This is a genomic window from Gulosibacter sp. (genome assembly GCF_052090685.1).
Lineage (GTDB): Bacteria > Actinomycetota > Actinomycetes > Actinomycetales > Microbacteriaceae > Gulosibacter.
This window is the reverse complement of sequence record NZ_JBQDBE010000010.1, coordinates 79,680-103,989: the sequence shown is the minus strand read 5'-3', so window position 1 is coordinate 103,989 and position 24,310 is coordinate 79,680. Positions and strand designations below refer to the sequence as shown.

The window sequence follows — 24,310 nt, the reverse complement described above, 5'->3', positions numbered from 1 at the left end:
GATGCGCTAGTTACGTCGGCGAGGCGACTTTACCTGACGTGTCGGCTCAGCGCTTTGTCCCTCAGCAATTCGTCCCAAAATAAGCGCGCATTGCAACACCAGCGATTCGCGAGCACCGGTAGCATCCCAACCAATAATCTCGGTAATTCGCTTGAGACGGTAGCGCACCGTGTTCGGGTGTACAAAGAGTTCCCGAGCGGTGGCCTCGAGGGATCGACCATTGTCGAGATAGCACCACAGCGTTGTGAGCAGGTCCGACTGGTGATCTGCGAGCGGGGTATAGACCCGCTGCACCAGGGTTTTTCTTGCCAGCGGGTCGCCAGCGAGCGCTCGCTCGGGGAGGAGATCGTCGGCGAACACGGGCCGCTCCAGGCGGCGGTAGGCGGAGGCTACCGAGAATCCCACAAGTGCCGCGCGGGCGCTTCGGGATGCCTCGACCACGCTGGGGACTTCCGGTCCGAGCACGAGGCGGCCCGGTCCGAAGCAAGGCTCGAGTGCCTTAGCAATATCAGCGAAGGGGATCACTTCTTCTTCACTCGTGGCACTGGGCTTGGCGCGACCGATGACCAGAACCAGCCGGTTGCCCTGTACACCCACGAGCAAGTCGGCTTCCTTGTGACGGGCGGTGCGACGCAGCTGGTCGACTTCCAAGACCTTGGGCGTGGTGCCCACGAGCACCGACACCTCACCGTGCCCGCTCCAGCCGAGCGCCGCAATGCGACTGGGCAGCTCAGTGTCGTTTTCGCCCGTCAGAATTGAATCCACGACGAGCGCTTCTAACCGGGCATCCCACAGGCCACGTTGTTCCGCAGCACGGGCGTATACGTCGGCGGCAGCAAACGCAATGTCACGCGAATAGCGCAGGACGCCCTCACGAATCTCAGCGGGAGCGGAGACAGTGCGTTCCTCGAATACGTCCACGACCACGTGAATTAGCTGCAGCGTTTGTTGCAGACTGACCGACCTCAGCAGTTCCCTGGGGGCAGCGTCAAAGACGTTTTTTGCCACCCAGGGAGCTGAATTTGAGTCCTCGAACCACGATACGAACGAGGTGATGCCGGTCTGAGCGACCAACGCAACGGCAGAGCGCCTGCCCGGCGGCATATCCGCGAACCAGGGAAGCGTTTGCTCCATTCGCTTGAGCACACTCGTGGACAGATCCCCGGTGATGCTCCGCAGCCAGGCGACTGCGCGTTGACGGTCAGTGTTGTCACTCATATATGGAACGGGCTAACCCGCACCTTCCTCGCTTGCTCGGACGTGGACTCAGGATGTGATTTAGGAGTCACCACCCGCGGTTCCCGAGGTGCCGGCCTGCGCGTTGTGCAGGTCGTACTTCTCGATCGCCTGCTGCACAACCGAACGGTCGACCTCGCCACGCTGAGCAAGTTCAGCCAGGGTACGAACGACGATCGAGTGGGAGTCGATCTTGTAGAAGCGGCGCGCAGCCGGACGCGTGTCCGAAATACCGAAGCCGTCGGCCCCAAGCGTGACGTAGTCGCCAGGGACCCACTTGCGGATCATGTCGGGCAGCGAGTGGTTGTAGTCGCTGACCCCGAGGAACACGCCCTTTGAATTTGACAGCTTGTCGGCGAGGTACGGGGTGCGCGCATCCTCATTCGGCTTCGTCCAGTTGTGCTCTTCTGCCTCGAGTGCTTCGCGGCGAAGCTCCGACCAACTGGTGACCGACCACACGTGTGCGGCGACGCCCCAGTCCTGGCGAAGAATCTGCTGCGCTTCGAGTGCCCAGGGCACACCAACACCGGATGCCAGGAGTTGAGCCTGCGGGCCCTCGTTCGATTCGGGGGCACGAAGGTAGTAGATACCCTTGACGATGCCTTCTGCATCCACGTTCTCCGGCTCGGCGGGCTGCAAGATCGGTTCGTTGTACATCGTGATGTAGTACATGACATTTGGATCTTCGTGCTTGCCGCCGTACATCCGCTCAATACCGGCCTGAACAATGTGCGCGATCTCGTACACGTAGGCCGGGTCGTAGGCGACGACCGCGGGGTTGGTCCACGCGATGAGGTGCGAGTGACCATCCATGTGCTGCAGGCCCTCACCCGCGAGCGTGGTGCGGCCGGCCGTTGCGCCCATGATGAAGCCGCGTGTGAGCTGGTCGGCAGCTGCCCAGAAGCCATCGCCGGTGCGCTGGAATCCGAACATTGAGTAGAACATGTAGATCGGCACCATGAGCTCGCCGTGCGTCGAGTAGGAGCTTCCGAGGCCGGTGAACGCCGAAACCGCGCCGCCCTCGTTGATGCCGACGTGCATGAGCGTGCCCTGCGGTGATTCCCGGTAGGCCAGGAGCAGTTCGCGGTCTACGGCCATGTAGTGCTGGCCGTGCGGGTTGTATATCTTTGCCGTCGGGAAGAATGCGTCGAGGCCGAAGGTGCGTGCCTCATCCGGAATGATCGGCACGAGTCGGCGACCAAACTCGCCAGCGCGCATGAGTTCCTTCAACAGCCGGACGAATCCCTGCGTGGTTGCCACTTGCGCGTTGCCCGAACCCTTCTTGACGAGGGCATAGGACTTGTCTTCGGGCAGGTCGAGCTGCGTGTACTTGGAGCGACGTTCCGGAACGAACCCGCCGAGCTCGCGACGGCGCTCCATCATGTACTGCAGCGCCTCGTCGTTCTCGTCGGGGCGATAGTACGGAATATCGTAGAGGTCGCGCTCGAGGTCCTTGTCCGCAATCGGAATCTGCAGGCTGTCGCGGAAGGTCTTCAGATCGTCGAGGGTGAGCTTCTTCATCTGGTGGGTCGCGTTGCGGCCCTCGAAGTGGGTGCCGAGCCCGTAGCCCTTGACGGTGTGTGCGAGGATCACCGTGGGCTGGCCCTTGTGTTCGGTGGCAGCCTTGTAGGCCGCGTACATCTTGTGGTAGTCGTGGCCACCTCGCTTGAGGCCCCAGATCTGATCGTCGGTGTAATCTTCGACCAGCTTCAGAGTTTCCGGCTTCCGGCCGAAGAAGTTTTCACGAACAAACTTGCCGGACTCCGCCTTGTAGGTCTGGTAGTCGCCATCCGGAGTCTCGTTCATGAGGTTAACGAGCTCGTTGTGTTCGTCGCGAGCGAGCAGTGCATCCCACTCGCGGCCCCAGACGACCTTGATGACGTTCCAGCCTGCGCCGCGGAAGAAGGATTCCAGCTCCTGGATAATCTTGCCGTTACCGCGAACCGGGCCGTCGAGGCGCTGCAGGTTGCAGTTGACCACGAAGGTGAGGTTGTCAAGGTTATTGTTCGCCGCAAACTGCAGCTGACCGCGCGACTCTGGCTCATCCATCTCACCGTCACCGAGGAAGGCCCATACGTGTGATCCGGAGACATCCTTGATACCGCGGTTCGTGAGGTATTTATTGGTTTGCGCCTGCCAGATGGCGTTCATCGGACCGAGCCCCATGGACACGGTCGGGAACTGCCAGAAATCCGGCATGAGGCGGGGGTGTGGATACGAGGAGAGCCCGATAGGTGCTTTGGAGGCTTCCTGGCGGAAAGCGTTAAGGTTGTCTTCACTCAGTCGGCCCTCGAGGAAGGCGCGTGAGTAGTTACCGGGGGACGCGTGGCCCTGGAAATAGATCTGGTCCGGCCCCTCGGGGTGGTCATATCCCTTGAAGAAGTGGTTGAAACCCACCTCGTACAGGGTTGCCTGAGCGGCATACGAAGAAATGTGCCCGCCAACGGCGATGTCGGCATCCTGTGAGTTCTGTACCGTCATGGCGGCATTCCAGCGAAGCCAACGGCGGTAGGTACGTTCGATCTTCTCGTCACCGGGGAACTCTGGTTCTTCGTCGACCGCGATTGAGTTCACGTAGTCGGTAACCGGAACCATTGGAACGCCAAGGTGCTGTTCACGCGAACGCTGCAGCAGCGACAGCATCAAGTCGCGCGCGCGTTGACTTCCGCGTTCAGCAATTACGGCGTCGAGCGATTCCTTCCACTCCGCAGTCTCCTGCGGGTCGGTGTCGACATGGTCCTCCGAATAGGGATCCTGGATGTTGACAGCCATGTTGACCTCTTTCATTGTCTAGAGCGCAGGTGCATTGTGCTGCGGCCGGGTTTCGGGGGGCAGGCACAACCTTCAGCCTAGCGATTGAACTCGGTAAGGATGCTTAGCTGCTGAGTTCAACGTGAAAGTTTTTGGGAATTGGGACACTTATTGGAAGTGATGGGGAAGACTGTATGCGTGACGACACAGCTTCCTTTACCCGCTGATATGCCGCTCGACGCCCCAACACATCGGGGTGATCGAATTCGGGTTCTTGGCCCGGGCACACCGCGACTGCTCGCTTTTATTCCTGCCGCGTTTACGCCCGTGTGCGGAGACGAGGTTGCCGAACTCGTGCAACTCGCGTATCGCGCTGACCAACTTGGCGTACAGCTGCTGGTGTCCTCGTGTGATGCTGCTCCCACACTCGCTGCCTGGCTCAACGAGGTGGATCCGGGGGGAGTCCTCGTCGGGATCTCTGATCACTGGCCGCACGGTCGGATCGCCAGGACGTGTGCTGCATTTGACGGCCAGACGGGCACGGCGAGTCGGCACACCTGGGCGATTCGTGCCGACGGCAGTCGTGTGCTTGCCGCCGCGTGTGGCGAGGGGGAGCAGCGCGCGATGGAATCGCACGAGCACGGCCTCGAGTGGGCTGCGGGCTTGGAGTAGCCAGCATTTTTACGGTTCCAATCGCATGCGTTCGAGCCGATTGGCAGCCTCGGGAAGAAGGTGCTAGAGTTTCCAAGTTGCACCGCGGCGGTAACGCACCGGTCAACAGGTTGGGGCTCTTAGCTCAGTTGGTTAGAGCATCTCGTTTACACCGAGAGGGTCGGGGGTTCGAGTCCCTCAGGGCCCACCATGTGATGAGCCGGGACATTGTCTGTAATCAATGTCCCGGCTCATTTCGTTTTTCAGGCGGAGCGACGGGTTTGGGGCTTAACCCAACATTGATCTGATCATTGATGGTCGCGAACGGCTTAACTCGATGTGTCACGTCAGCGTGAACCTCCTGAAAGAGATCCAGCCCACACCAGCTAGGCTGGGCGGGCTGAACGATTGGGACAATCTTAGCAGGCTTGCCCAAGGCTGTGGGTGGCGAATGTTGCCTCGTGTCAATGCCTCCGGGGAGGCTGATGCGTTGCCTATAGCAGAAACCTCGGGAGAGGTCACTGGTTGCGGGCTCGGCCTAATGTCGGCACCCTTAGACGGTCAGCCACTCGACAGAGGGTTAATCACTTTTCATAGAGGCGTGCCGCCTCGGTTCGTTGTTGTTCAACGGACGTGGCCTTAGCGCCTTCAATCCCTTAATGACACGTTCTGCGGGGCTTGCTGGGATTTGAGAAGTGCCCATTAATGCCCAACCATGCGATGAGTCGGGGCATAGACGACGGTTTATGCCCCGAGTCATTTAGTTTTTCCAGTGAGTCACCGACGCATGAAAGAGTGCCACGGTGGGGTGCGACACGCGACGACACGCCCGGAGAGTTCTCTCCCGTGGCACTGTTTCAGATTGAAGCGCGGAAGTACGGTGACAGTTGGCCACACGAAGACGAACTGCGTCCCCCGCGAAGTAGGATCAGCCCCAGTTCCTCCGCGGGGAGGTGTTTCCCACTCCGGCGTTGAACACGTTGCGCGGGTCGAGCTGCTTGTAGTGCTCCTCTAGCGCGGGCGGTGCGTCGTAGAGGCGGCCGTAGTTGTGTTCGGCAGGGATTGCCGCGCCACGGTCGGTCAGCAGCTTGGTCATCTGATTCTTGAGCTCAACTGTGTCGACACCCTTCTTCGCCACATGGTTTTGGTGCATCACGTGGCAGAAGAAGTGGCCGTAGTACGCGCTCACCTCGAGTTGATTCGCGATTTCGGGGGGCAGAACTTCGAGCCAGTCCTGGTCGTCGCGGCGAATCGCGACATCGAAGGTCACCATGCCGCCGACTTTCTCGCGGTTGAGGTTGAAGTAGCGCCCAATCGCGCTAGCAGCACCGAAGCGCTGCAGCATCGCGCTCTTTGCTTCCTCCTCACTACACACCAGGAATCCGCCACCCCGTCCCGGTTCGGCGAAGAAAGCCTTAAGAAACTCTTCGTTCTCCTTCTTCTGCGCAACCCCGACCTCCATGATCAGGTGGTGTTCGAAGCGGTCACGGTAATTGAGCAATCGCTTTGGCAGTTGCTGTGGCAGGATTCCGAAGGCTTTCTGCGCGATCGTGTCTGCGAAGGTCTGGCCGAAGAATGGCAGCTTCGCGAAGACTCCGTTCGCCCAGGTCTTCAATGCGAACATTTTTTGGAGCTGACGACTGCCCGCGTATTTCATTCCGACAAAGGTGTCTTTGCCGTATTTTTCGGCGAGGTCGAAGGTTGTACGGTCGAGGTACTCACCCGAAATCGGCAGTTGCCGATCAGCGCCAAGTACTTCGCGCCGCAGATCCTCAAGCTCACCCGGATCGTTCGTTCCGATGTAGAACGTGGTGGTGTTGAAATCCTTGGGGAATGTCGTGGTGCGCACCGCAAAGACCATGATCTTGCCCGCGGACCCCGACGCTTCATAGAGGAACTTTGGGTCCGCGTTGAATCGAGCCGGGGAGTCGGCGATCTCACGTACATGATCGGCGTACTCCGTCTCGAGTGAATCTGCCGGCGGCGGCGTGACATCCGCATCCGTCCAGTCACCGCGCTCGAGCCGATCCAGCACCTGTGCGGGATCATCACCCAGGGTGATACCCAAATGGTTGACGAGCTCAACCTTCTTGTCTTCGTTCACCCGGGCAAAAATCGCGTGCTCGGTGTAGGCCGGTCCTTTACGGACCTGGCTGCCGCCAGAATTATTGGCGATTCCACCAATCACAGACGCGCCGACGGAGGTGGACCCGATCACCGAATGCGGTTCACGCCCGTGTGGCGCCAACACCTCTTCAAGCTCATAGAGTTTGGAACCCGCCAGGCAAACGGCCTCGCGTGCATCGTTGATTAGATGAATCTGATTGATCCGCATCGTCGAGATAATGACGACTTCGCGGTCGTAGTCCTGTTCTCCGGGACCGGAGCCGCCGGTGAGACCGGTGTTCGAGGCCTGGGGGATGACAATGAGATCCTTATCCACACACACCTGGAGCGCTCGCCACATATCGACCAAGCTGCCGGGGCGAAGTACCGCGAGTACCTGTCCTGATCCGAACCGGTTGCCGCGTGCATACGGTGCGGTCGCGCGAGCCGAGGTCAGCACATTCGCCTTCCCCAGAATGTCGACCAGTGCGTTCAGCGTCGCCTTGGAGCCTTGGATCTCGTTTTTGTGCATATCAGAAAAGCCGCTTTCCATCCTCATCAGTTATCGCCCCGGTGCCTCAGCCCATGCCAACTCGTACTTCGAACCTCGGCGGGTGGGCGAGGGTGCGGACAACACGAGCTTAGTGGGCGCTGCGCATCTGCAGCGCATGAACTAGCCAAGTGCAGCATGTAGGTCGCCTGGGCGTGTGTTGATCTTGGCATTTCGGTTATGAGGCGATGTCGTGAGTCGCCAGTCGCAGAGGCATATGGATCGGATGCAAGCTCCCGTAGATTGAGTACATGAGCACGCCAACGTACGGGGCAATGCCGCCTCAACAGCCGCAGTATTCAGCGCCGGGCTATGGCCAGTCGGTACCGCCGCGGCCACCGAGTCAAGGGATGCGTGGGGGAACATTCGCGGGAATCATCGCAGTGGCTGCGGTGATCGGGATCGTTGGCGGGCTGCTGTTCGGCTGGCTCGTGCTCGGGGTGAAGAGGAACTCGACACGAGCGCCGATGCGAATATGAGCGAGTTCCACGTCGATAGTGCTTGCACACTCATTGAGCATCTTGACGAGTCCGGACTCGACCCGAGGGAAATGAGCATGGAGAGTGCTGATCTCTGGGAGTTTTCAGCCATCCACGAACTCCTCGCCGCCGCGAGCTACGAGGACGACCAATACGAGGCCTGGTACGAAGAGGCGAAAGCGATGCGAACGGCGTTCTCAATGTTCGAGTTAGAACTCATGGAAGAGCATTTTGAAGCTCTGGCCAGTCGCTGTGTCGAGCGGGAATAAACGCTCTATACTTGATCGAAGTTTGACGAGGCTGTGGCCAGCGACTCGCTTGGCAAATTGGTCACGCATATGGGAGCAGATTCTTGAGTTCGAGTACACCGGTAATTGCTGAATCGCCGGTCGCACCAGCTAGGCGCGAACCGGCGATCGACCGGTTCATGCGCAAATTGCTGCGCGCGGAGGTGCGCGACAAGTCGGTCAGTTCGCAACGAGTTGCGCACCGCGGGTTTCAGGTTTCACTCGTAGTCTCGGGATTGCGGTGCATCATCATGTATCTGCTCATCCCGATTCTCGTCCCCATCCTCAACATTTCTGGTGCGGTGGCGGCACCAATCGGCATTCTTCTCTGTGCGATCGCGGTTGTGAGCGGGATCATTAGCGTCCGTCGGTTCTGGATTAGCGACCACAAGAGCAAATGGATGTACACCTGGTTTATCGCTTTCGTGTTCGTCGTCCTCGCGATCGGTCTCTTCTTTGACATCAATTCGATTGTGAGTGGCCAATGAGCAATCCCAGCGAGCAGGAGCTCGACACCAATCTCGATGAGCAACCCGAGGATCTCGCACCCCGCCACTGGGTGACGCTCAGCATGTTTGCGCTCTTCGTGGTGCTGTTCGGCACCTGCGCAACGACCTTTCTCTTCAACTAATTAGTCGTCATCTGAGGTGCGCAGCTGCTGTTTGGCCGAGAGCAACTCCACTTCGGGACGGGATGCAACGAGCCGATCGACCGAGTCGAGCACGTCGACAACGTGGGCTCGATCTGCGGCAATCACCGCAACGCCTATCAGTGCCCGACGATGCAGGTCCAGATGGCCAACTTCGGCGACACTGACCTGAAACTTTTTGCGGACCTCGGCGATGATCGGTCGCACGACCGAGCGCTTGGCCTTGAGCGAGGCTACGTCTCCCAACAAGATGTCGAACTCAATCCACCCAATCCACATGCCTCCAGCTTCGCAGACGTGCCATCAACCGTGCACCTACAATTGGCGGCGAATAGTGACTGATAGGCCATCAAGCGCGTAGCCGACACGAGACTCCGCGCACGTTGCTGATCAAATAGAGAGTGCGAGGCAAATGGAAGGTAGTTGCAAAGAATCTGCAAATAGCGCTCGACGGGAAGATGCCGAGGCGGTAACGGTGAACCTTTCAGTGTGGCTGCCCGCTTCTGTCGAAGATGTCTGGCCACTCATAATCAACGCCGATGAATTCAGGGGCTGGTACGCATTTGGTGGCGCTCACATTGACCCCGTTGTCGGTGGCAGGGTGGAATTTCGTTGGGATGAGCACGGTGTATTTCTCGGACGTGTCCAGGAAGTAGTCCGCGAACAGCGATTCTCATTCCTGCTCGCATTGGAGCCCAACTCCGATCTGGAATCTGGCGGCGCGACGCTCGTCGCTTTTGAACTGAGTCGTGATGAGGAGAGTGGAAAATGCCTCTTTACCGTCCGACAATCCGGATATGACGAACTCCACGCAAGCTTGGGTTCAGCTCAAGACCTCGCTGCGCAAGATCGACAAAGCTGGGAAGCTGGTCTCGAACTCCTCGCTGCACGCTGCACCACCCTCTAGCAAGAACTCACCCATCCATACGAGCGCCGCATGCAGTTCGCTCTGCGGCGAGATCCGGCGTTCGAGTCAGACTTGATTCTTGCTCGGCACCTAGCATCAGGGCAAAACGGTAGACGATTGGAGAACACTGAGTTGAGTGCCGCGGACTCTTCGGACCTCTTGCTGAGCATCTTTCTCGCACTCATCGCGATTGTGCAGGTTGTACTGCTCGTTGGCGCGCTGATTCGCCGCAAGCAGCGAAACTCGATCCGCGGTCGCACAATCTATCCGAGGTATGAACCACCGCACGGCGTGTCGCCGCTGCAAGCAGCGGCAATCTTCCCGAAAGGTAAGCACGGGATCGCTTCCGAACTCCTCGACCTGGCCGTGAAACGGATCGTGAGAATTATTGCGTTCGATCGCCCAGGTCGCCGCCGTACGCGGTGGGGCGTTGAACTGCTGCAGCCAATTCCACCGAACCTTGCGTGGACGACAGGCCGGGTCGCTGAGGCATTCTTCGGTGGTACGTACACGGGACTCGTGGAGTTGAGGCGCCTGCCAAGCACCACGAAGCGGACTCTTGGCGAAGTAAGTTCAACGGTTCGGAAGGACCCCGCATATTTCAGCTCGGAAAGCAGGGGCACTTGTTTGGGAATCCTGGCCATTGTCGTGCTGTGCGTTGCGGGGTTTGGTTTGAGTTTCATGACTTTCGAGCGCGAGAGCGAGACCGTCGCCCTGATCTTCGCAGGGCTGTGTTCCTTGACCTCGATCGCGTTTCTGGTCGGGATGGGGAAGGTCGTATCCGCAAGGTCGCTCAGCGAGGGTGGGCTTCGCGTCCTCGAGCAACTCGAAGGGCTGCGGATGTTCATGACGATTGCCGAGTCCGATCGGCTCAGAATGTTGCAGGCGCCAGCTACGGCGCACCGCGAGCCGCACCACGCAGGACAACTCCTTCGGCTCTACGAACCGCTGCTCCCGTTTGCTGCGATCTTCAATATTCTCCCGCAATGGGGAAATCTCGTTCGTGATCTCGCGCATATTTCCGGGGCGGATGGGGGATCCGGTGACCCGGGTTGGTACACCAGTGACGGCTCGACGGGGAATGATTTCGCGGATGCTGGTGATTTCGGCCGCGCGCTTGAAGATTTTGCTGCGTCGGTAGATTCCAGCGCGGGCGACGGCAGTAGTTCCGACAGCTCGTCCGACGGCGACGGGGGAGGAGACGGTGGTGGTGGCGGTGGCGACTAGCGCGTTCCCAATCTTCGGGATGTGGCACTGGATCATCCTTGGATTCACGGCGCTCGGCGCCGGGGTTCTCGTGTGGTACGGCCGAAGCCGGAAAGGTCAACAGAGCCCAGAGCGCGTCGCGACGATAATGGGCTGGTTACTGCTCGCAGACTTCGTCATCTTCACCGTGTTCTGGGCGCTCCCGCAGCGCTGGGACACCGAGCAGTCCATACCGCTGCATCTCTCCGATGTCCTGCGGCTGATTGCCTCGATTGCGCTCATTACGCGGCAGCGATGGGCAATCGCCGTCACTGTGTTCTGGGGTTTGACCTTGAATGTGATGTCCATGCTCACGCCAGACATCCCCTACGGCGAGGATGTCGCGGCACACCTTTTCTCATACTGGAGTCTCCACATCCTCGTGATGTGGGCCCCGATCTACCTGGTGTGGGGATTAGGCTGGCGACCGACATGGCGCGGCTACGGCATCAGTTTCATCACCGTAGCTGTCTGGGCAGTTATCGCGCTCGCCACCAACCTCCTGACCGGTGCGAACTACGGCTACCTGAACAGAAAGCCCGATGGCGCATCCGCTCTCGACCTCCTAGGTGGCTGGCCGACCTATCTACTCTGGGAGGTGGTCCTTGTCGCGGTCGTCTGGGGAGCGATGACCGGGGCATTTATGGCCGTCCGAAACCGCACGGCGTCGAAGCTCGGCATCGCACCGAGCGGCGCTAAAGCACCCGCGGTGCGAGAAACAGGGTGGCCCGAGAGCCGCGCAGAATCATCAATGAAAACTAGGCGGCCGAGCAAGGATACGGAGTCCCGTTAGGAGAGCCCCTCAAATTCCTTCCGATTCGCGATCACCCGCAAATCACTCACAATCCCGCTGAGCTTCTTGCCGAGTTCAACAAGTTCCTTGAGGTTGTGCGGATGATTCGCGTAGTCAGCGTGCGTGATTCGATCGAGAACACGACTCACGTGCAGTGCTGTCGTCGGCTCAAGCAGTTCACCAGTGACCAGTGCGATCTTGTCGCGTATCGCAATGAGATCGATCGTCAGCCGAGTCGAGGTAGTGGGACTGCTCGCTTCCTCCGCCACCGAGTGCCGTTTTACGCGCTCATCGATGCTCTGAACAATAGCGGCGAGCAATTCAATTGCGGCCTTACGTTCCTGAATACCCATGATGCGGTCCTTTCGCTCGTGTGACGAAAGTGTATGCCTGTGACGATGGAGTCTTGTTACAGCTCCCGGTGAGTCAGCCGAAGTGACAGCGGTTCTGCGCGGAAAAGCAGCATCAGCCGGCGTGATCCCCGAATTGTGAGCTCGTTTTAGCCGCGGAACAGCGTGTGTAGCGGCAGCGCATCACCAAGCCGCTCTCTGCCACCAAGCCCGTCAAGTTCCATGAGGGCTGTGATCCCGATGGCCTTCGAGCCAACTTTTTCTACCAGCTCCATGGCTGCACGCAGCGTCCCGCCCGTGGCAAGCACATCATCCATCAAGAGCAGCCGCGTCCCCGGTTCCACGTCATCGTGCATTTCAATTTCGGCGGTGCCGTATTCGAGCGAGTATTTGGCGGATGCCGCGGGACGCGGCAGTTTTCCGGCTTTCCGAATGGGGACAAGTCCAACACCGGCGAGCATGGCCGCCGCTCCCGCGAATAGGAATCCGCGAGCTTCAATGCCGGCCACGGCGTCAAACTGGCCCGCGAATGGTTCGATCATGGCCTGCGTCACGGTCCGCAAGTCCTCGGCATGACTCAATAACGGCATCACATCGCGAAAAATCACGCCCGGCTCCGGATAGTCCGGAATCTCAACGATGCGTGCTTCTGCTTTGCGAAGTTCAGGAGAGAGTGCCGTGGTCACTTTGTGGGCTCACTTTCCGGAGATTGGCGTTGAATCGGGCGCAGAACTTGGCGATGGTGATTCGGCTGAACGCTAATGGTCGTTTTGGTCCATTACGAACAGCATTTCAGTCATCTGCACGTGCACTCGCTCGACTCTCGGAATGTCATCCAGGTGGAGCGGCTCGTCAGCGGAAGTCTGCAGAATCAGCGTCCCGCAACCGAAAATGCGGTCCCACATTGAGTGCTCATAAGACACATTCGAAATCCGACCGAGGGGAATGTCATGCCCCTTTTTATGCAATATTCCGGTGCGGGTTATGATGCGGCGATCGGTGATGGTGAAGGTTGATGACAACCACTTGAGTAGCGGTGAAATCGTTGCCGGAAAGAGCGCGATGACCGCGATACCCCAAATGATGTAGGACGCAATTGGCTGTGCCTCAGCGGGCATGAAGATGGTGCCGGCCACCGCGGCGGCGATGATGAGCAGCCCGAGCAGGACATGACCGAAGATGCGCTTCCAGTGGGTACGCATGTGAAAAACAACGTTCTCGTTTTCGCCGAGAAAGCGACGTGGAAGACCCATGGCCAGAAGCCTACTGTGCGTGACAGGTAATGTGGCTGCATGACCACGCTGCGCGAAGTGCAATCCACGATTGAAATGCTCTTTCCCAAGCGAGGTGCGGAATCCTGGGATGCGATCGGCACCACCACAGGTGATCCAGACGCAGCGGTCACGAAAGTGCTGTTAGCGGTTGATCCCGTTTCCAGCACCGTGGATGAGGCCCTCGATTGGGGTGCGCAATTGCTCTTCACTCACCACCCACTCTTGCTGCGCGGTGTGACGTCAATCGCCGAGGATCGCTACAAGGGAGCGCTGCTCGCTCGGCTCATTCGCGGCGGCTGCGCGCTCCATGCGGCCCACACGAACGCAGATGTCGTAGAGTCCGGCCCCACGGGCACGATTTTCGATTTGCTCGGCATCCCGCAGGGGCCCGATCACCGCATCCCGTTTGAGCCGCTTGTCGATCAACCGGAGCGCGGCATAGGACTCGTCGGAGACCTTCCTGACCCAATCAGCCTGCGCGAATTTGTCGCAAAAATCGCCGAAATCTTCCCGGTCACGGCCGGAGGGGTGCGCGTGGCGGGGGACCCGGAGATGCTCGTGCAACGGGTTGCCTGTTGCTCGGGTGCCGGTGATTCATTCCTGAACCACCCGCTCGTGACCGGGGCCGATGTGTATCTCACGAGCGATCTACGCCACCACCCAGCATCCGAAGCGCGCGAGCAGGCAAAAATAAACGGTGGCAAACCCGCACTCGTCGACACCGCACACTATGCAAGCGAACACCTCTGGTTGGCGGGCGCCGCTGAAAAACTCGCGGCAGCGCATCCTGATATTGCGGTGCGCGTATCGACACTGAATACCGACCCCTGGTCCTGGCACATTCGGCAGGACGCATAACAGGAGAGAATGGAACGATGAAGGCACACCCGAAAGAGCAACTGCGATTGCTCGAACTTGCTCAGGTCGATGCGCGGCACGCTCGGTTGCAGCACCTCGCCAAGAATATGCCCGAGCAAATTCACCTGGTCGAAATCGAACAAGATCGCCGAACACGACGCGCTGCCGCGGCCGAGGCACTCGGTGTCCTTGAGGATGCGCGCTCCGAGCTCGCGACGATCCAGTCAGATTCGAAATTGGTAGCCGAGCGCCGAGCGCGCGATGAGAAGCGCCTCTCATCCGCTTCTTCGACTAAGGACATTGCGGCACTGCAAGCGGAACTCGACACGATTGCGCGGCGACAGGAGACCCTCGACGACCAAGAGCTGGCGCAGCTTGAACAGGTCGAAACACTCACCGAGGCGCATGACGAGAAGGTCGCTGCAATGCGTGAGATTGAAGCGCAAGCGGCGGATCTCTTGGAACGGCGTGATCTCGCGCGGGAAAATCTGCGGAAAGAGGCGAAGGAACTCGCCACCGACCGTAAAACGCTCGTCGACAGTCTTTCCGCCGAACTTGTCGCACTCTACGAAGAGCGCCGCAAACGCGCCGGAGTGGGCGCCGCCGAACTCGTTGGTAAAGTATCGACCGCATCGCAAGAGACCATTGAGACGGCAGACCTAGCCAGAATCACCAAGGCACCAGCAGATGAAGTCCTCTTCTGCCCAGACACCGGCGCCATCCTCGTTCGAACCGAAAGATCAGCAAGCTAGTGGCGAAATTCATTCTCGAAGCAGACGGTGGCTCGCGGGGCAATCCCGGGCCCGCGGGCTCGGGTTCGGTGCTCATCGACGGGGATACAGGGGAGATTCTCGAGTCGATCTCCCGCTCACTGCCGGTATGCACCAATAACGTCGCCGAGTACACGGGGCTCGTGGTCGGTCTGGAAGCGGCCTTCGCCCGCGATCAGCACGCAAGTGTAGACGTGCGGATGGATTCGAAACTCGTGGTCGAGCAGATGTCGGGGCGCTGGAAGATCAAGCACCCAGATATGCAGAAGCTCGCGGCGATCGCCAGATCGATGATCGGTCGGAATCAGGTCACGTTCACGTGGATCCCACGTGCGCAAAATGCGCAGGCGGATGCTGCCGCCAATCTCGCAATGGATCGTCCCGATGAGTTCGCGGGCCCGATCCCGGGGCAAGAGGCCAGTCTCTTTTAGTAGAAGTGGGGCAAGGACGGCGATCGGAACGAGCGCGGGAACAGCCTCCCGCACCGTAAGAGGGATGAGTGGGTCGGCCGATACGCCGGGTTCTGTCCGACCGAAGTCGTGACGGCCATCTATCTCGGCGACGCGTTACCGCGCCGCTCTAGCAGCACACCCGGGAACTCGGCGAGCCGCGTCGACGTTCCCTGTTGGCCTTGCTCCGGATGAGGTTTACCATGCTGCGTCCGTCACCGAACGCCCGGTGGGCTCTTACCCCACCCTTTCACCCTTACCCTTGCGGGCGGTTTACTTTCTGTTGCACTAGCTCGCGAGTTACCCCGGGTGGACGTTATCCACCATCCTGCCCTGTGGAGCCCGGACGTTCCTCGGACCGCTTACGCGGCGCGCGACCGTCTGGCCGACCCATTCATCCTCACAATTCTACGGCATCACTTGAATCGAGTCGCCGCAGATCGCAAACCGGGCAGCTAGTCCCAATTCTCGGCACCGAGCAGTGCAGCACCGATGATGCCCGCGTTATTGCGCAGTTTCGCCACCTTGACGGGAACCCCCACTTCAATGAGGTGCAAGAAATCATCGGCCTGCTTCGAGATGCCACCGGAAATGATGAACTCATCGGGCTCGAGTAGCTGCTCCAGCTTCTGGAAATAGGGGGTCAAGCGTTTACCCCACTCTTCAAAACTGAGGCCTTCGTTTTCGCGCACTTTGGAAGAGGCAAATCGCTCATAGTCTTCGTGTCCGTCAAGCTCCATGTGCCCGAGTTCGCTGTTCGGAAAAAGCCGCCCGTCGTGGATGAGCGCTGAGCCGATCCCGGTGCCGAGGGTGAGGACGATCACGCTGCCAATATTGTCGGCAGCTTCGCCGAAACGCACCTCGCCGTAGCCGGCCGCATCCGCGTCATTGACGAGCGAAACTTGCTTGCCGATCGCGTCGGCAAATGCCTCCCGAGCCGGATAGCCGATCCATTCATCATCAATGTTCGCAGCGCTATACGAGACGCCATGGCGGACCACCGAGGGCATGCAGATGCCGACGGGGACGTCGAGACCCTTGGCTTCCTTTTGGCTGAGGATCTCGTTGTAGACCTCAAGCACGGCATTCTTTACCGCCGGGATTGGTGCGCCCTTCGGAGTCTTCACTTTTTTGCGCTCGCCGACCAAGGCGCCCTTGCGCAAGTCCACGAGACCACCCTTGATTCCGGTGCCGCCAATGTCAATCCCGATCGCGAAGCGATCTTGCTTCTTTGCCATGATCAGAATCGTAGGCCGAGAAGGTATCGAGGAGCCTGAAATAGCAAAGCGAACGGTCTATAGCTGTGAGGGAGGCAGCGTGAGGATTTCGAAGCCATCTTCGGTCACGAGAATGGTGTGCTCGTACTGCGCGCAACGGGAGCCGTCTTTGGTGACGACCGTCCAATTGTCATCCCACTGGTCCCAGTCTTGGGATCCGGTGACCAACATCGGTTCCACGGTAAAGATCATCCCGGGTTGGATCACGTCCTTGAACTGGGGTGCGTCGTAGTGGGGAATGATGAGGCCCGAGTGGAAGGTTCGACCGACGCCGTGGCCGGTGTAGTCCCGCACTGATTCGTAGCCGAAGCGGCCCGCGTATTTCTCGATTACCCGGCCGATGATATTCACTTCGCGTCCGGGTTTCGCAGCCTTAATACCGCGCATCATCGCTTCGTGTGCGCGTTCGACCAGCAGCCGGGATTCTTCGTCGACTTTGCCGACGAGATACATGCGGTTCGTGTCGCCGTGCATTCCTTCGGCAAACGCGGTGACGTCGATATTGAGAATGTCGCCATCTTCAAGCACGGTCGAATCGGGGATGCCGTGGCAGATCACTTCGTTGAGCGAGGTGCAAGAGGCCTTCGGGAAGCCGCGATAGCCAAGGCAGGATGGATAGGCGTCATGCGCCACGAGGAAATCATGCGCGATCTTGTCCAATTCCTCGGTGGTGACCCCCGGCTTCACGAACTGTTCGAGGTGCTCCAGAGTCGCGGCCGCAATCCGACTGGCATGCCGTACCCGCTCAATTTCTTCGGATGTGTACAGGTCACCGGAACCGTCCGGTTCATTCGGGTTGGTCTTACCGACGTACTCAGGGCGCGGGATATGTGCCGGCACCGGCCGCATCGGGGTGACAGTTCCAGGAATGAGCAGACCAGTTTCAGGGTTTTTCGGCATACCCTCAAGTGTATGACCGAGAAGCCTGAAGACGAATTTTGGTACAACACCCGCACCGGTGAAGTTGAGCGCGGCAAACAGTCCATCGCGCTCGATCGAATCGGCCCCTTCGCCACCGAAGCCGAAGCAGCACGGGCGAATGAACGGCTCGCCGAGAATGCCCAGCGGTGGGCTGCGGAGGAAGCTCGCGAGGCCGAGGAGAACGGCTACTAATCGGCTCGTACCTGGCCGCTATTGCGGCTGCGTGTTGTCGTAGGACTCCGCTTCCGATGGGTAAGAGCCGGAGTGAATATCGGCAATGAACGCCTTTGTTGCCTCGCGAAGGATGCCCGAAAGATCGGCATACTCGCGCACGAACTTTGGCTTTCGTCCCTGGCTGTAGCCGAAAGCGTCGGTCCACACCACAAGCTGCCCGTCGCAGTCTGGCCCGGCTCCCACGCTAAAGGTTGGAATCGACAGCTCGGCCGTGACCTGGGCCGCAACATCTGAAGGCACCATCTCCAGCACGACGCCGAAGGCACCGGCCCGCTCAACTGCGCGAGCGTCCTCGAGAAGCTGCTGCGCCGCATCCCCACGACCCTGGATGACATGACCGCCCAAGTTGTGTTCGGACTGCGGTGTGAAACCCACGTGACCGCACACCGGTATCCCAGACTCCGTGATCCGGCGAATGTGGCCCTCGACTCGCACTCCACCTTCGAGTTTGACGGCGTGCACTTCCGCTTCTTTCATGAACCGCACCGAGGTTTCGAGGGCCTGCTCAGGTGAAATCTCGTAGCTCCCGAAGGGGAGATCCGCGATGACGAATGCCCGGTTCACCGCCCGGGCGACGGATCGTGACATCGTGATGAGCTCATCCACTTTGATTGGCAACGTGGTGTCATACCCCAGCATCACGTTCGCTGCGGAATCACCCACGAGTAAGAAATCAATGCCGGCCTGATCAAATACCAGAGCGCTCGGCGCGTCGTAGGCGGTGAGACCGGTGATTTTTCGTCCGTCCTGCTTCGCTTGAGCGAAGTGGCGGGTACGCACCTTCTTTAGTGCTTGCTGGTCAGTCATAGAGACATTCTAGGGTCGGGCGCCGGTAGCCTTGGAAAACGTCGACCGGAAGGGAGCAGATCCGTGAGCAAGCAACAGGATTACGTCCTGCAAACCATTAGTGACCGCGGGATTAAATTTATTCGCCTGTGGTTTACGGATGTGCTGGGCAAGTTGAAATCGATTGCCCTTGCCCCGGCCGAAGTGGAGGGCGCCTTTAACGAGGGGGTTGGCTTCGATGGCTCCTCAATCGAGGGGCTGACACGCCGCACCGAGGCGGACATGCTCTTGCACCCGGATCCGACCACGTTCCAGGTCCTGCCCTGGCACGGTGACGATGAAACTGCGCGAATGTTTTGCGAGATCACGACGCCGGATGGTCAGCCCGCAGCGGCGGATCCCCGCCAAGTGCTTCGACGCACCCTTGACCGCGCGGCCGACCTCGGGTTCACCTTTTATATTCATCCCGAGATCGAGTTTTACCTGCTCAAATCGAAGACTCCCGGCCCAAACGGCCTCGAGCCGGTCGATACGGGCGGGTACTTCGACCATGTCGCGGGTAGCACCGTCGACCTTTTTCGACGTCGTTCGGTCCGCCTCCTTGAAGAACTCGGGATCTCCGTTGAATTCAGTCACCACGAGGCGGGCCCGGGCCAAAACGAGATCGACCTGCGGTATGCGGATGCGCTCACCATGGCCGACAATGTGATTACCTTCCGCACCGTCATCGACGAGGCCGCCGCGGAGCAGGATATTTACGCAACGTTCATGCCGAAGCCAAGCGCGAAGTGGCCCGGCTCCGGCATGCACACGCATATGTCGCTCTTTGAAGGCGGAACCAATGTGTTCCACGAAGCGGGCGCGAACCATCAGCTTTCTCGCACGGGCCGGCAGTTCATTGCAGGCCTCCTGCACCATGCCCGCGAAATCACCGCGGTCACCTGCCAACACGTCAACTCGTACCGGCGCCTTTGGGGTGGTGACGAAGCACCGAGCTACGTCTGCTGGGGCCACAATAATTCCTCGGCACTCGTGCGCGTGCCCACCTATAAGCCCGACAAGTCGCGATCCGCACGGCTCGAATACCGTGGCGTTGATTCGGCGGCGAATCCCTACCTCACCTACGCATTGCTCCTCGAGGCTGGACTTCGCGGCATCGAAGAGGGCTATGAAATCCCCAATGAGATCGATGGGGATCTTCGGGATCTTTCGAACCGCGAACGTCAGGTGCTCGGCTACAAGAACCTACCGATGAACCTTGATGAGGCCCTGGCCGTTACGCAGGAATCCGAATTGGTGGCGGAGACGCTCGGCGAGCAACTGTTTGAGCATTTCATCAGCAATAAGCAGGATGAATGGCTCGGGTTTCGCAGACAGGTCACCGATTTTGAATTGATGCGGAATCTCTAGCGGTTTCGCGATCGGTATTTGTGGGTAGTAGTCACTAGGGGAGCGAGCAACGGTGCGAGAAGGAATCCGGACAAGACTGGTTCGCGTGGGTTTTGCAAATCCACTCGCAGCTGCCGATTTGCTTGACGAACTAGGTGACCTACTCGGGCTCGACCCGGTAACGCTCGTGGCCTGCTTCGAACCGATCGACCCCGACCCGGATGGCGCGTTGGCGTCACTGGTTCGGCTCCTTCAGCGGCAACCCGGATGCGTGTCTGAGCTTAAGGGGGACCTGGCGCTCCTTCGCTCGGTGATCACGCTCTTTGCCATTTCCACTGCCGCTGAGGGGTTCTTTATTCGTCACCCATCGCGGCTTCGTGACGTGCACGACGATGCCAATGTGCTCGCATCCCCGGAGACACTCCGCGAACGTCTGTTGCGAGCAGTTCAAGCCGAGCGTGAACCCGAATCCGGTCAGCTCCTGGCGAAACGTTCGGACGAGGCGGCGATCAACGCACTGCGCGTCGAGTATCGCGTGGAACTTGGAAAAATTGCGCTCTACGACGCTCGCCTCGAAGACCCCACCGTCTCACTGCACCGCATCGCCGCTGCACTGGCGGACCTCGCTTCCGCCGCGCTCGAGGCAGCACTTGCCGTGGCGCGCGCCGAGGTGACCAGTCCACCGGCCGGTTTTGGGCGGTTCCCCGAGGAAGAAGTGCGGGATGTTCGGCTCGCGGTGATTGGTATGGGTAAGGGGGGTGCCCGGGAGCTCAACTACATCTCCGATGTTGACGTCATGTTTGTCGCCGAACCGCGCGAGGACTCGGATCTGAGTACCGCCCGGACGATCGAGATAGCCGCCCGGATGGCCTCCAAGATGATGAATGTCATTTCGGACTACGGCATCGAGCCCGGCCTCTGGGAAGTGGACCCGAATCTCCGCCCCGAGGGTAAGGACGGCGCACTGGTGCGCACGGTCGACAGCTACTTGACCTACTACAAGCGCTGGGCACATAACTGGGAGTTCATGGCGCTGCTTAAGGCCCGCACGCTCGCGGGTGATCTCGAACTCGGTGTGGAACTCGTCGAGCAGTTCCAACCAATGATTTGGGGTGCCGCCGGGCGGGATGACTTCGTGCTGCAAGTGCAGGCAATGCGTGCTCGCGTGATCAGCCACATTGCCAAGGATGAAGTAGACCGCGAACTCAAATTGGGTCCCGGTGGGCTTCGCGATGTTGAATTCACGGTGCAACTGCTGCAACTCGTGCACGGGCAAGTGGATGAGAGCGTGCGTGTGCAGACCACTCTCGATGCGCTCAGTATGCTCGCGGCGGAAGGGCACATTGGTCGTGATGATGGCGCGGAATTTACCAATGACTACCGCTTTTTGCGGTTACTCGAGCATCGAGTGCAGCTGCGGCACATGCAGCGAACCCACCTGTTCCCGGACACGGAAGAAGAACAGCGCATCCTTGCTCGCGCAATTGGCGTGACCCAGCCGAAGATTCTTCGCGAACAACTCGCCACGGTGCGTCGGCGCGTGCGTGGCGTGCACGAAAAAGTCTTCTACCGACCGCTACTCACCGCCGTGGCCACGTTGCCAACGGAGAGCTACCAGCTGACAACCGAGCAGGCACAGGCAAGGCTCAAGACCATCGGATATCGCGATCCCAAGGGTGCGCTCAACCATATTCGCGCGCTCATCAGCGGCGTCTCTCGCCGCTCGACCATGATGCGCAATTTGCTGCCGGTGCTCCTCGAGTGGTTCACCAACGGCGCGAACCCCGATCAGGGATTGCTCGCCTTCCGCAAGCTCTCCGAACAGCTGGGGGATGCATCCTGGTACGTTCGACTGCTGCGCGACTCGAATCTTGCGGCACGAAGACTGTGCCACATCTTGTCGAGCAGTAAGTTTTGTGCCACGTTCCTGGAGCTCTTTCCCGAAGCCGTGATCTGGCTCGATGGCGACGATAAGCTCAGCCCGCTCACCGCATCCGCCCTCGAACACGAAATCGCCGGTGCACTGGGCCGCTATAACGACGAAGTCGCGCTTGGCCGGGTGATTCGCGGTATCCGACGTCGTGAAGTCTTGCGGATCGCGATCGGATTCATTATCGGGGTGAATGACATGCGGACCACAGCACGAGGCCTCACCGATATCGCCAATGTGACGATTCGCGCTGCCGAGAAGGCGATCCGGATCATCGATGACGAGCAGCACTATCCACCCTTTGGCGTGATCGGGATGGGCCGTTTCGGGGGAGCGGAGCTGGGGTTCGGATCCGACCTCGATGTGCTCTACGTATATGACCCCGAGTCGCGAGGCACGGAAGAGGCGAGCAAGCTCGCGCGCAAATTCGTGATGCGCATCGCTGAGCTGCTTGATGACAATCGAATGCCAATTGACCTGGATGCGGGGCTCAGACCCGAGGGAAAGTCCGGTCCGCTGGCTCGTTCGCTCAGTGCCTACGACTCCTACTACGCGAAGTGGTCACTCGGTTGGGAAGCACAGGCGCTATTACGTGCCGACAAGGTCGCGGGCGACGGAACCTTGCTCGATGAGTTTATGAAGGTTGCCGATCGCACCCGGTATCGGTCGCGGGGACTGCAGAAGCAGGAGCTCACTGAAATTCGGCGCATTAAAGCCCGTATGGAAAGCGAACGACTTCCTCGCGGCGCGGACCCGAAGCGTCACCTCAAGCTCGGTCGCGGTTCGCTTTCCGATGTGGAATGGCTCGTGCAGATCATCCAGCTCGACCATGCGCACGATATCCCGGAACTGCGCACCCCTTCCACGCTCGACGCCCTCGCGATCGCGCAGGAACACAATCTGGTCAGCGTCGTTGACACCGAAATCTTGCGGAACGCCTGGCTGCTCGCGTCTCGAATCCGTTCTGCCGTGTATCTGTTTTCGAATGCGCAGACGGATGTGTTGCCGGGAGATCCGCTTGAACTTGACGGTGTCGCAAGATTGCTCGGTTATGACCCTGGACACGGCATTGACCTCGAGAATGACTATCTCACTGCCACGCGTCGTTCGCGGGCTGTGTTTGAAACCCTCTTTTACGGGGACTGAGCTAACCGGGCGGTCAAAACCTTGCTCGCTGGGCCGTCAAAACCTGAAAAAGTGCCACGGATGGCATTTCGCCGGGCGTCACGTCGTCACCCCAGGTGCGGGCGATTGCAATGACGATACCGTTGAGCACGTTCGGGTGATCCTGCTGCAGCGTGGCGAGGAAGTCATCCGGGTGCTGCGCTTGCACGCCCCAGACATTCAGACAGTCGGCGGGAAAGTCGCGGAGGTTTAGGGTGACGATCACTTCCGCTTCGGCATGATTCGCAGCGGCCAGCACATGCCGGTCGTCCGCATCGGGGAGGTCGATCTGGTCGATCAGATGCTCGTAGCCTGTCACCGCGACGTCGCGGATCGCATCGTTCATCTAACGGCGGGTACGGTCCAACCGTGCCGGGCCCAGATCGGGGCGGTTCACGCGCAGGTTGCGGAACACCTCATCGAGAATCCGTTCCGTCCACTTCGGCTGCGTAGACGACGACCAGCATCAAGCGAATCCGAGCTCGCGAGTCTCCGCAGACAGCGCATCGGCCGCCGCCAGGCGGCGGACGTCATCCTCGCGCAGGTAGCGGATCAAGGACGCGGCCTTCACACGGCGGTGAGTGCCGACCGTGCGGTAGTCGATCTGTCCGGCGTCAAGCAGTCCGATCAGGAACGGGCGAGAGACGTTCAACGCGTCCGCGGCCTGCTGAGTGGTCAGCTCCGCCTGCGAGGGGAGGACGGTCACGCCCTCGCCGTGCGCGAAGCTGTCGAGCACCTGCGCCAGCGCAGCCAGCGCAGACCGGGGAACCTCCACCTCACCGACCTGCCCGCCAGGCGTAGTCGCACCGGGCCCTCGGCGTCGAGTGCGGCGTCGAGCCCGCGCAGTGCAGAGGCCGCCAACTCGGAGTCTGCCGGCTCGGGAACCAGCGTCGCGATGTCGCTCATCAGCCCATCCTTCCTAAACAAAACAATCGAAGCAGTCGAAACAGGTGTATCGTGATGCACCGTGCACGACCAGCGGCGTTCCGCGTTGCGGGAGTGCTCTGGCCGCTGCATTTGAAGCGGAGAACCCGGAGAGTCCGAGTGGGACCCACGATTGACACTCCCGACGCCAGCCCCGCAAGTATCTGGCGGATGTCCACTCGGATTCAGAGCCCGAAGTACAAAAGCCATCGTTTTGACTGGCGAGAATCCGGCCGGCAAACTCCGTAGACCTCCGTACATACAGGGATCTCCGGTCGGTGTGAAACCGCCGGGGATCCCTGTATTCACTGGGTTCCGCAGATACGGGAG

At 59.7% G+C, this 24,310-nt stretch carries 26 protein-coding genes, 1 tRNA gene and 1 other RNA gene; 15 read left to right on the top strand and 13 right to left on the bottom strand.

The window, feature by feature from the left end; all coding sequences use genetic code 11:
* Positions 1-6: 6 nt before the first annotated feature.
* Together ACTHXA_RS08520 and aceE are read right to left on the bottom strand one after the other, a co-directional pair.
* Entirely contained in the window at positions 7-1,218 is a 1,212-nt protein-coding gene (locus ACTHXA_RS08520; RefSeq protein ID WP_441671343.1) for a PucR family transcriptional regulator, read from the bottom strand.
* 60 nt (positions 1,219-1,278) lie between these two features.
* Positions 1,279-4,008: a pyruvate dehydrogenase (acetyl-transferring), homodimeric type gene (gene aceE, locus ACTHXA_RS08515; RefSeq protein WP_441671341.1), complete on the bottom strand. Its 2,730-nt coding sequence runs from the start codon at positions 4,006-4,008 to the stop codon at positions 1,279-1,281.
* Between the two features lie 177 nt (positions 4,009-4,185).
* Between aceE and ACTHXA_RS08510 the strand changes: the two genes are divergently transcribed.
* Positions 4,186-4,659, top strand: a complete 474-nt coding sequence (locus ACTHXA_RS08510) for a redoxin domain-containing protein (protein ID WP_441671339.1) — start codon at positions 4,186-4,188, stop codon at positions 4,657-4,659.
* 113 nt (positions 4,660-4,772) lie between these two features.
* Positions 4,773-4,849: transfer RNA gene (locus ACTHXA_RS08505), tRNA-Val, on the top strand.
* Between the two features lie 717 nt (positions 4,850-5,566).
* Here ACTHXA_RS08505 and dld read toward each other — a convergent pair.
* Entirely contained in the window at positions 5,567-7,276 is a 1,710-nt protein-coding gene (gene dld, locus ACTHXA_RS08500; RefSeq protein ID WP_441671337.1) for a D-lactate dehydrogenase, read from the bottom strand.
* A 269-nt stretch (positions 7,277-7,545) separates the two neighbouring features.
* Between dld and ACTHXA_RS08495 the strand changes: the two genes are divergently transcribed.
* From ACTHXA_RS08495 to ACTHXA_RS08480, 4 genes are all read left to right on the top strand, one after another.
* Complete coding sequence (locus ACTHXA_RS08495) at positions 7,546-7,773, top strand: hypothetical protein (protein WP_441671335.1); 228 nt, start codon at positions 7,546-7,548, stop codon at positions 7,771-7,773.
* A complete protein-coding gene (locus ACTHXA_RS08490; RefSeq protein WP_441671333.1) occupies positions 7,770-8,042 on the top strand; it encodes a hypothetical protein in 273 nt (90 codons plus the stop codon). The genes ACTHXA_RS08495 and ACTHXA_RS08490 overlap by 4 nt, the downstream gene beginning before the upstream one ends.
* Positions 8,043-8,125: 83 nt before the next feature.
* Positions 8,126-8,548 (top strand): hypothetical protein, encoded by a 423-nt coding sequence (locus tag ACTHXA_RS08485; RefSeq protein ID WP_441671331.1) that lies wholly within the window; start codon positions 8,126-8,128, stop codon positions 8,546-8,548.
* The gene (locus ACTHXA_RS08480; RefSeq protein ID WP_441671329.1) at positions 8,545-8,691 is read left to right on the top strand and encodes a hypothetical protein; all 147 of its coding nucleotides are present in this window, start codon (positions 8,545-8,547) and stop codon (positions 8,689-8,691) included. Before ACTHXA_RS08485 ends, ACTHXA_RS08480 begins: the two co-directional genes overlap by 4 nt.
* Here ACTHXA_RS08480 and ACTHXA_RS08475 read toward each other — a convergent pair whose 3' ends face one another.
* Positions 8,692-8,988, bottom strand: coding sequence for a DUF503 domain-containing protein (locus tag ACTHXA_RS08475; protein WP_441671327.1), 297 nt, complete (start codon positions 8,986-8,988; stop codon positions 8,692-8,694).
* Between the two features lie 196 nt (positions 8,989-9,184).
* On the opposite strand from ACTHXA_RS08475, the gene ACTHXA_RS08470 reads away from it, so the two are divergent.
* From ACTHXA_RS08470 to ACTHXA_RS08460, 3 genes are all read left to right on the top strand, one after another.
* Positions 9,185-9,616, top strand: coding sequence for an SRPBCC domain-containing protein (locus tag ACTHXA_RS08470; protein WP_441671325.1), 432 nt, complete (start codon positions 9,185-9,187; stop codon positions 9,614-9,616).
* A gap of 117 nt (positions 9,617-9,733) precedes the next feature.
* Positions 9,734-10,843: a DUF2207 family protein gene (locus ACTHXA_RS08465; RefSeq protein ID WP_441671323.1), complete on the top strand. Its 1,110-nt coding sequence runs from the start codon at positions 9,734-9,736 to the stop codon at positions 10,841-10,843.
* Positions 10,833-11,654 (top strand): YwaF family protein, encoded by an 822-nt coding sequence (locus ACTHXA_RS08460; RefSeq protein ID WP_441671321.1) that lies wholly within the window; start codon positions 10,833-10,835, stop codon positions 11,652-11,654. The genes ACTHXA_RS08465 and ACTHXA_RS08460 overlap by 11 nt, the downstream gene beginning before the upstream one ends.
* Here the strand turns inward: ACTHXA_RS08460 and ACTHXA_RS08455 are convergent.
* From ACTHXA_RS08455 to ACTHXA_RS08445, 3 genes are all read right to left on the bottom strand, one after another.
* On the bottom strand, positions 11,651-12,007 hold the full coding sequence (locus tag ACTHXA_RS08455; RefSeq protein WP_441671319.1) for a hypothetical protein: 357 nt from the start codon (positions 12,005-12,007) through the stop codon (positions 11,651-11,653). The two genes, ACTHXA_RS08460 and ACTHXA_RS08455, sit on opposite strands and share 4 nt — an antisense overlap.
* Before the next feature lie 146 nt (positions 12,008-12,153).
* The gene (locus tag ACTHXA_RS08450; protein ID WP_441671317.1) at positions 12,154-12,690 is read right to left on the bottom strand and encodes an adenine phosphoribosyltransferase; all 537 of its coding nucleotides are present in this window, start codon (positions 12,688-12,690) and stop codon (positions 12,154-12,156) included.
* A gap of 72 nt (positions 12,691-12,762) precedes the next feature.
* Positions 12,763-13,257, bottom strand: coding sequence for a PH domain-containing protein (locus tag ACTHXA_RS08445; RefSeq protein WP_441671315.1), 495 nt, complete (start codon positions 13,255-13,257; stop codon positions 12,763-12,765).
* A gap of 39 nt (positions 13,258-13,296) precedes the next feature.
* On the opposite strand from ACTHXA_RS08445, the gene ACTHXA_RS08440 reads away from it, so the two are divergent.
* Genes ACTHXA_RS08440 through ACTHXA_RS08430 form a run of 3 tightly spaced genes read left to right on the top strand, consistent with a single transcriptional unit; the run spans position 13,297 to position 15,337 of the window.
* On the top strand, positions 13,297-14,136 hold the full coding sequence (locus ACTHXA_RS08440; RefSeq protein ID WP_441671313.1) for a Nif3-like dinuclear metal center hexameric protein: 840 nt from the start codon (positions 13,297-13,299) through the stop codon (positions 14,134-14,136).
* A 17-nt stretch (positions 14,137-14,153) separates the two neighbouring features.
* Positions 14,154-14,888: a zinc ribbon domain-containing protein gene (locus ACTHXA_RS08435; protein ID WP_441671311.1), complete on the top strand. Its 735-nt coding sequence runs from the start codon at positions 14,154-14,156 to the stop codon at positions 14,886-14,888.
* Positions 14,888-15,337, top strand: coding sequence for a reverse transcriptase-like protein (locus tag ACTHXA_RS08430; RefSeq protein ID WP_441671309.1), 450 nt, complete (start codon positions 14,888-14,890; stop codon positions 15,335-15,337). The genes ACTHXA_RS08435 and ACTHXA_RS08430 overlap by 1 nt, the downstream gene beginning before the upstream one ends.
* 65 nt (positions 15,338-15,402) lie before the next feature.
* Here ACTHXA_RS08430 and rnpB read toward each other — a convergent pair.
* The 3 genes from rnpB to map all read right to left on the bottom strand — a co-directional run bounded on the left by rnpB (position 15,403) and on the right by map (position 17,532).
* An RNA gene (gene rnpB, locus ACTHXA_RS08425) (RNase P RNA component class A) lies at positions 15,403-15,748 on the bottom strand.
* 62 nt (positions 15,749-15,810) lie between these two features.
* Complete coding sequence (ppgK, locus tag ACTHXA_RS08420; protein ID WP_441671307.1) at positions 15,811-16,593, bottom strand: polyphosphate--glucose phosphotransferase; 783 nt, start codon at positions 16,591-16,593, stop codon at positions 15,811-15,813.
* A 57-nt stretch (positions 16,594-16,650) separates the two neighbouring features.
* Complete coding sequence (map, locus tag ACTHXA_RS08415; protein WP_441671305.1) at positions 16,651-17,532, bottom strand: type I methionyl aminopeptidase; 882 nt, start codon at positions 17,530-17,532, stop codon at positions 16,651-16,653.
* A 12-nt stretch (positions 17,533-17,544) separates the two neighbouring features.
* Here map and ACTHXA_RS08410 point away from each other — a divergent pair, with 12 nt between their 5' ends.
* Positions 17,545-17,745, top strand: coding sequence for an SPOR domain-containing protein (locus ACTHXA_RS08410; protein WP_441671303.1), 201 nt, complete (start codon positions 17,545-17,547; stop codon positions 17,743-17,745).
* Between the two features lie 18 nt (positions 17,746-17,763).
* On the opposite strand, the gene panB is transcribed toward ACTHXA_RS08410, so the two are convergent.
* Positions 17,764-18,594, bottom strand: coding sequence for a 3-methyl-2-oxobutanoate hydroxymethyltransferase (gene panB / locus ACTHXA_RS08405; RefSeq protein WP_441671301.1), 831 nt, complete (start codon positions 18,592-18,594; stop codon positions 17,764-17,766).
* A gap of 63 nt (positions 18,595-18,657) precedes the next feature.
* Here panB and ACTHXA_RS08400 point away from each other — a divergent pair, with 63 nt between their 5' ends.
* Positions 18,658-19,983, top strand: a complete 1,326-nt coding sequence (locus tag ACTHXA_RS08400) for a glutamine synthetase family protein (RefSeq protein ID WP_441671299.1) — start codon at positions 18,658-18,660, stop codon at positions 19,981-19,983.
* 52 nt (positions 19,984-20,035) lie between these two features.
* The gene (locus ACTHXA_RS08395; RefSeq protein ID WP_441671297.1) at positions 20,036-23,038 is read left to right on the top strand and encodes a bifunctional [glutamine synthetase] adenylyltransferase/[glutamine synthetase]-adenylyl-L-tyrosine phosphorylase; all 3,003 of its coding nucleotides are present in this window, start codon (positions 20,036-20,038) and stop codon (positions 23,036-23,038) included.
* Between the two features lie 13 nt (positions 23,039-23,051).
* On the opposite strand, the gene ACTHXA_RS08390 is transcribed toward ACTHXA_RS08395, so the two are convergent.
* Together ACTHXA_RS08390 and ACTHXA_RS08385 are read right to left on the bottom strand one after the other, a co-directional pair.
* A complete protein-coding gene (locus ACTHXA_RS08390; RefSeq protein WP_441671295.1) occupies positions 23,052-23,402 on the bottom strand; it encodes a hypothetical protein in 351 nt (116 codons plus the stop codon).
* 120 nt (positions 23,403-23,522) lie between these two features.
* Positions 23,523-23,762 (bottom strand): helix-turn-helix domain-containing protein, encoded by a 240-nt coding sequence (locus ACTHXA_RS08385; RefSeq protein ID WP_441671293.1) that lies wholly within the window; start codon positions 23,760-23,762, stop codon positions 23,523-23,525.
* Positions 23,763-24,310: the final 548 nt, after the last annotated feature.